The organism is Microcoleus sp. CAWBG640, from assembly GCF_020883015.1.
GTDB lineage: Bacteria > Cyanobacteriota > Cyanobacteriia > Cyanobacteriales > Microcoleaceae > Microcoleus > Microcoleus anatoxicus.
In genome coordinates, this window is record NZ_JAHRFC010000063.1 from 20,968 (window position 1) to 28,612 (window position 7,645).

General features: G+C 44.2%; 8 protein-coding genes. All 8 read left to right on the forward strand.

The window, feature by feature from the left end; translation table 11 throughout:
• The first annotated feature begins 66 nt into the window (after positions 1-66).
• On the forward strand, positions 67-1,023 hold the full coding sequence (locus AAFP11_RS23310; protein ID WP_341739172.1) for an FTR1 family protein: 957 nt from the start codon (positions 67-69) through the stop codon (positions 1,021-1,023).
• Between the two features lie 49 nt (positions 1,024-1,072).
• Positions 1,073-1,894, forward strand: a complete 822-nt coding sequence (locus AAFP11_RS23315) for a biotin--[acetyl-CoA-carboxylase] ligase (RefSeq protein ID WP_341739173.1) — start codon at positions 1,073-1,075, stop codon at positions 1,892-1,894.
• A 242-nt stretch (positions 1,895-2,136) separates the two neighbouring features.
• Entirely contained in the window at positions 2,137-2,625 is a 489-nt protein-coding gene (locus tag AAFP11_RS23320) for a hypothetical protein (protein ID WP_341739174.1), read from the forward strand.
• A 103-nt stretch (positions 2,626-2,728) separates the two neighbouring features.
• Positions 2,729-4,705, forward strand: coding sequence for a carbamoyltransferase (locus tag AAFP11_RS23325; RefSeq protein WP_341739175.1), 1,977 nt, complete (start codon positions 2,729-2,731; stop codon positions 4,703-4,705).
• Positions 4,706-4,903: 198 nt separating this feature from the next.
• Entirely contained in the window at positions 4,904-5,311 is a 408-nt protein-coding gene (locus AAFP11_RS23330) for an SxtJ family membrane protein (protein WP_341739176.1), read from the forward strand.
• On the forward strand, positions 5,312-5,476 hold the full coding sequence (locus AAFP11_RS23335) for a DUF5989 family protein (RefSeq protein ID WP_190734603.1): 165 nt from the start codon (positions 5,312-5,314) through the stop codon (positions 5,474-5,476). It begins immediately after the preceding gene.
• Between the two features lie 4 nt (positions 5,477-5,480).
• On the forward strand, positions 5,481-6,713 hold the full coding sequence (locus AAFP11_RS23340) for an SGNH/GDSL hydrolase family protein (RefSeq protein ID WP_341739177.1): 1,233 nt from the start codon (positions 5,481-5,483) through the stop codon (positions 6,711-6,713).
• 13 nt (positions 6,714-6,726) lie between these two features.
• Positions 6,727-7,645 (forward strand): hypothetical protein (locus tag AAFP11_RS23345; protein ID WP_341739178.1); only part of this gene is annotated, 919 nt, incomplete at its 3' end.

A 7,645-nucleotide genomic window follows, 5' to 3' on the forward strand; every position in this document is an offset into this window, starting at 1 on the left:
ACGCGCCTTCGCGGTTCAATCACAGAAGTTACTAAAGACTAACCACAAATTAGCAGTTATCAAAAAATGAACATTACTGAAGCCATCCCAACCTTTGTAATCACCCTCCGCGAAGGCGTAGAAGCAGCCTTAGTCGTGGGGATAGTCCTAGCTTGCTTAAAAAAAGCCGACCAAACTAATCTCAATTCTTGGGTTTATGCAGGTATCGCAGCCGGCATTGCAGCTAGCGCTGGTGTGGGTGCATTATTCAATCAGTTACTCCACATACTCTCAACATCAAATCAGCCTTACGCACCAGTAATTAAGCAACTACTCGAAGGTGGTCTGGGAATTGTCGCCATAGTAATGCTAAGCTGGATGCTAATTTGGATGACTCAGCAAGCCCGCTTTCTTAAAGCAGAAGTGGAGGGAGCAGTAACAGCAGCTTTGACAGAAAATGCTAAGGCTGGCTGGGGCGTATTCGGCTTAATTTTTATCGCCGTACTTCGCGAAGGTTTTGAAACAGTTATATTTGTCAGCGCTCAATTTCAACAAGGTTTAACTCCGGCTTTAGGTGCTTTAGCCGGTTTGCTTGGGGCGGCAATCATAGGCGCGCTAATTTTCCAGTGGGGTGTCAAAATTGAACTGGGCAAGTTTTTCAAATTTATGGGAATCTTATTATTGCTAATCGTCGCCGGCTTAGCAGTATCCGCACTCAAACATTTTGACTCCTCTGCTGCCATTTTGTCACAGACAGATAGCCAGTATGCAGGGATTTGCGTTTTTTTCGATCGCACTGCACAACTCCACTCCTGTATTTTAGGTCCGATGCTGTGGAATGCAGAGGCAGTTTTGCCCGATCGCAAATTTCCTGGAATTGTACTCAAAGCACTATTGGGATACAGAGATCGACTTTATCTAGTCCAAGGAATCGGTTATGCTATGTTCTTAGTCATCGTCGGCAGTCTTTACTTCCAAAAATTAGGCAGCAAGCCCAATGTTGCCAGCAAAAATACTAAGTCTGCTACAGAACAAGCAAGCTAATTACGCCTAACTTCCTCACACCAGCGGTTGCTATACCACCAATCAAACCTTGTCTGAATCGCCCTTAATTCCACCATTCCCAGAACCCGATCGCCCAAACATCCCTCACTGGCTACACTGGCTAGATACCTGTCCCAGTACCAACACGATCGCCATCGCCCGCGCAGCCCAACTCAACCACGGAGATGTCGTATTCACCAAACGACAAACCAGTGGTAGAGGCCAACACGGGCGCACATGGCACGCCCCAACGGGTGTTTTGACTGCCAGTTTTGTACTCGACAACCTCAACACTAATCTGCTACCGGGACTCAGTTTAGCCGTCGGTTTAGCCGTGATTTATGCGATCGAAGATTTAGTTCCCGACTGTCGCACTCTGCTGCGCCTGAAATGGCCAAACGACATTTGGATCGATCGCCGCAAATTAGCCGGAATTCTCTGCGAAGCCACTTCTAGCAATGTTTGGGCCACAACTCGCGCCGTAGTCGGCATCGGCATCAACCTGTGTGTAGACTTCGATCTCCGCGGACTTGATGCCAGCGCGATCGGCAATGCAGTAAGCTTGCATTCTATAGCTAGCCAAGTGCCAGATGAACTGTGTTTGCTCGATCGACTGCGACACTATCTCCTGGAACTCGCCCATATGTTTCACAAAAATGACAAACCAGCCGGAAAATCCGGTTTAGCCAGACTGTTGCCAGAATTACAGCACCGTGATGCACTTTTTGGTTGCCCAGTGGCGATCGAACTTTCCGACAAAACCATCTACGGACAAGCCGCCGGCATTGACGAAGGTGGTCGTTTGCGATTGCGTTTAGAGGGCGATCGAATACAGGCCTTTAGTTCCGGGCGAGTTCGATTAAAAAGTTGACAGTTGACAGTTGACAGTTGACAGTTGACGGTTGACGGTTCACTAATGACTAATGACTACTAACTACTAACTACTAACTACTAACTACTGACTACTAACTACTAACTACTAACTACTGACTACTAACTACTAACTACTAACTACTAACTACTAACTACTAACTAATGACTACTAACTACTGACTACTGACTAATGACTACTGACTAATGACTGCGTTAATCTCTTGACAAAATCTCTAATCCATGCGAACCTTCACCCAAAAATCCACCCGTCCTTTCCACCCTGAACACACATATCCTTGCCCAGTTTGTCGCACTGGCGAAATTTCTCCCATGCCCATGATGGAAGCCCTAGCTTGCAACTTCTGTCAACACATTTTCACTGGCAACGAAGAAAGACAAATGCTCAAAATGGCCGATCGAGCACCACCAGTAACTTGGCACTGGAACGGCAAACAGTGGATCGGAGCCCACCTCGAAGGCGTAGAATTCGGATGGCCCTACTTAGCAGCAGCACTAGGTCTAATTTTCCTGCCCACTACCTTGCTAGGGCTCTGTGCTTACTATTTTCCCCCGGTTCCCGGTAGCAGACTGTCGTGGTTGCCCCTAGCTTGGACAGGGCTAGCATTTTTGTCCCATTTAGGAATTGTCCTGTGGTTGGTAGGTGAATTTTATCAATTCCCCTTGGTGACATACTTCAGGGCTTGGTGGCGACGGATTCAGCGATTGTAGATTGGGGATTTGAGAAAAAGTTCAAATCTGTACTTAAGCAGCTATAATCATTGACTATTCTAAATATTCAGATGCAAACGCATAGCGATTTGTGAGGAGAGCGATGAACATACTTGGAATCTCGGCGTACTACCACGACAGCGCCGCAGCCTTAATTAGCGATGGAGAAATTATCGCCGCAGCGCAGGAAGAAAGATTTTCCCGCAAAAAGCACGATGCCAGATTTCCCAAGAATGCGATCGCCTATTGTCTAAAAGAAGCAAAAATTGAGCTACAGGAAGTCGATCGAATAGTATTTTACGACAAACCCTTAGTCAAATTCGAGCGCCTGCTCGAAACCTATTTAGCCTACGCACCCAAAGGTTTTAGCTCTTTCTTAACCGCCATGCCCATCTGGCTAAAAGAGAAGCTATACCTCAAAACCATGCTCAAAAGAGAACTTGCAGAAATGGCAAACTGCAAAACCTCAAAACTCAAACCATCTCTACTATTTACCGAACACCACCAATCCCACGCCGCCTCAGCCTTTTTCCCCAGCCCGTTTCAAAAAGCCGCCGTTTTGTGTCTCGACGGCGTGGGAGAATGGGCAACAACCTCAGTCTGGCTGGGAGATGGCAACCAACTAACTCCTGAGTGGGAAATCGACTTTCCTCACTCCTTGGGTTTGCTTTATTCCGCTTTCACCTACTACACAGGCTTCAAAGTCAACTCAGGTGAATACAAACTCATGGGTTTAGCACCCTACGGCGAACCCAAATATGTAGACAAAATTCTCAACTATTTAATCGACCTCAAAGATGACGGAACTTTCCGTTTAAACATGGATTATTTCAACTATACAGTTGGCTTAACCATGACCAATCAGAAGTTTGACGAACTGTTTGAAGGCCCGCCACGCCAAGCTGAAGGGAAATTAACTCAGCGAGAAATGGATATTGCCGCTTCGATTCAAGTTGTCACTGAAGAAGTTGTGTTGCGGCTTTGCAGAACAGTTAAAAAAGAATTGAATGTCGATTATCTTTGCCTCGCTGGTGGCGTTGCTCTTAACTGCGTAGCTAACGGCCGCATTTTGCGGGAAGGCATTTTCAAAGATATTTGGATTCAACCAGCGGCAGGAGATGCTGGCGGTGCTTTGGGCGCAGCTTTGGCGATTTGGTATCAGTATTGCGAACAAAATCGCACTGTTGCAGGTGATGGATTCGCATTAAAGGAAGTCCCGGAGGAAAGGACTGAATTCCTGACTACAAAAGAGGAGGAGCCGAGTGAATTCCTCGCTACCAACCAACCAGTGGCAACTGTTACTAAGTCTATTGCTCATTTAACTTGTCGCGACCAAATGCGCGGTTCTTATTTGGGGCCAAAGTTTACTGACACAGAAATTCTCGAATATTTGGATGCTGTCAAAGCTAGCTATCATCGATTGGATGATGCCGAATTAATGCCGCAGTTGGCAGAAATTCTGGAACAGGGCAATGTGGTGGGATGGTTCCAAGGACGGATGGAATTTGGCCCGCGGGCTCTCGGAGGTCGATCGATCGTTGGCGATCCCCGCAATGCTAAAATGCAGTCGGTCATGAACCTGAAAATTAAATATCGGGAATCTTTTCGACCTTTTGCGCCGTCAGTCTTAGCGGAACGTGTTGCTGATTATTTTGAGATGGATCATTCTAGCCCTTATATGCTATTGGTGGCTCCTGTCAAAACCAGTCTCCGCATTCCGATGACACCCGAACAAGAACAACTGTTTGGCATTGACAAGCTCAACGTTCCGCGATCGGAGATTCCGTCTGTTACTCACGTTGATTACTCGGCCCGTGTCCAAACGGTTCACAAGGAAACTAATCCTCGGTACTATGACTTAATTAGTCACTTTGAAAGGCGATCGGGATGTGGGATTTTAGTTAATACTTCTTTTAATGTCCGTGGCGAACCGATTGTTTGTACTCCAGAGGATGCTTATCGCTGTTTCATGCGTACTGAAATGGACTATCTGGTTTTGGAGAATTTCTTGCTTTCTAAATCGGAACAAATTCCTTGGAAACAAGATGATGCTTGGAAAAATGAATTTGAACTAGATTAGTCAGTTGACAGTTGACAGTTGACAGTTGACAGTGGTCATTAGTAATTATTCTTTACTGGTTATTGGTTATTAGCAAACCCAGGCAACTGCTAACTAACAACTGCCAACTGTCAACTACCAACTGTCAACTACCAACTAACAACTGCCAACTGCCAACTGCCAACTGACAACTAACAACTGACAACTGTCAACTAACAAATGAGCGACGAAATAAAAAAACTCGATAAAAAAGGCTTGCGCGATTTCGGGCTGCTAATCGGCGGTTTGATAGCACTGCTATTCGGTTTAGTAGTACCGTTATTGCGCCGTCATCCCCTACCTTGGTTGCCCTGGGCGATCGGTGCAGTGCTAGTTGTGCTAGCATTGGTTGCGCCAAAATCTCTGAATCCCGTTTATCACGCTTGGATGCGGTTTGGACTCATCCTTAACAAAATCGAAACTCCGATTATTCTGGGGATAGTTTTTTACCTGATAGTGTGGCCAATGGGAGTAATTAAAACCCTGTTAGGCGAAGATGCAATGAGACGCAAACTAAATCCCAAAATGGATACTTACCGCGTCCCCAGTAAAGCCAGAACCAAAGTTAGTATGGAGCGTCCTTTCTAAGTGTTTGAATCAACATTAGACTTTCTCAAAGATTTGTGGGCGTTTATGAAAGAACGCCAAAAGTATTGGCTACTACCGTTAATTGTGACTTTGGTCTTTTTGGGAGCTTTGATTGTACTCAGTCAGGGTTCTGTGATTGCTCCGTTTATTTACACTTTGTTTTGACAGAATGAGCAAGTTAAAAACTTTGGGTGTCAACGTGGGTTTGACACTCGGTGGTTTATTAATGGGGGTGATAATTGGTGAATTGGGATTGCGAGTTGCTGGGATTCAAGGCTATCCAAAAATTGGCGATTTGGTAGACTCTGCACCAACAAATTTCCATACAGCCGATCGCGATTTGGGCTGGAAACTCAAACCCGGTGTGTCAGGGGAGTGGAAGGGCGAAGGCGCGAGTTTTGTGCAGGTGAATAGCGACGGTTTGCGCGATCGCGAACACACCAAAGCTAAACCTCCCAATACTTTGCGAGTAGCAGTTTTGGGGGATTCTTTCACCGAAGCCATTCACGTACCTATCGAACAAACTTTCTGGTCAAAATTGGAACGGAAACTGGCCAATTGCGAAGCCGTCAAAGGACGCAAAAAAGTTGAAGTCATCAATTTTGGAGTCCAGGGTTACGGCACTGCTCAAGAATTAGTTATGTTGCGGAAAAAAGTGTGGGATTACAGCCCTGATATCGTAGTCCTTGCTTTTTTTATTGGCAATGATGTAATTAATAATTCACCGAAACTAGAATACGATCGCTATCGACCATTTTTTGTGTATGATGCTAGTGGCAAGTTAGTTCCAGATATGTCTTTTCGGACTCTACGTCCCATCGACCGCAACCGGTATGCCGTTTCTGCGATCGACAAACTACCCGCTTGGTTAGTCAACAACTCCCGTATTTTGCAAGTTGTAAAAAAGGTAGAATTAGAGAGAAAAAAGCAGCAGTTATCTAATGACTTTACAAATTTAAGCACCCAGAATTTTAAAGAACCAACCGATGCTGCTTGGCAAGATGCTTGGAAAATTACAGAGGGTTTGATTTTGACCATCCGGGATGAAGTGGTGCAAAAAAATGCTGATTTCTTAGTTGTCACCATCGGCGATCCAGCTCAGGTTCACCCAGATGTTGCGATGCGACAAAAGTTCATCAAAGACAACAACATTCAGGACTTGTTTTACCCCAATCGCCGACTAGACAACTTGGGTAGAACCCACAGTTTTAGGGTGCTGAGTTTAGCCGAACAGTTTCAAGCATACACTGACAAATATCAGGTTTGCGCCCACGGTTTTGAGAATTATGTCAACTGTGGAGGCCACTGGAATCAACTTGGACATCGGCTAGCTAGCATCATGATTAATCGAAATTTGTGCGAAAATTTGAAACAGTCTCAAATGCCAAAGGGTCAACGCTAGTATGTCAAATCTGATGAAAGATTCAAAAGATATAAACAAAGGCAAAAATCTATTTAGTGTAATCGCTATTAATTTTACCATCCTATTTGTTTGCCTGGAATCTTTGTCCCTAGCTTTTTATTTTATCACTCAAAATCAATTGTTTTATACCCGAAATAAAACAAAAGAACCAGTAGTAGAGGACATTCAAAGAATCGGAATTCGGCTAGATGATTCCACCGTTGAAAGACTGCACCCATTTTTTGGCTATGTCATGAAACAAGGTGCTTTTAGCAATAAAAAATATAATTTAAAAGTCAACAAGAGCGGTTTTTATACTCCCCTACAATATCCTTTTGCTAAAACCAGTAAAAATCAATTTATTATCGGGATTTTTGGCGGTTCGGTAGCCAACAACCTCGCCGTGGATGAATACGAAAGTACCATGTTATCTAGGAAGTTAAAAAGTTATCCAGAATTTGCCGACAAAGAAATTATTGTTTTAAATTTTGCCAACGGTGGTTACAAACAGCCCCAACAATTATTGATTTTAAACTACTTTCTAGCGGTGGGTCAAGAGTTTGACATGGTAGTTAATATTGACGGTTTTAACGAAGTAGCTTTGTCAAATTTAAACAACAAATCCCAATTAGACTTAGGAATGCCCAGCGTTCAACACGTTCAGGCATTAACTGATTTAGCTAATGATAACTTGTCACCGGAAGCTATGGCTGCCATAGTGAAAATCAATGAAAATAAAAAACAATTGAGAACAACCATTGCTCAATTACAAACTTGTAGGTTGGCTTTGTGTAATGCTGTTATTTCAATACAGGTGAGGCTATTACTCAAAGATTACCAACAAGAAATTATCAAGTACGACAAACAAGTAAAAGAGTCTAAAACCGACCCCAAAAATAGCGGTACTGTCTATATTCCCAAATCTGATACTG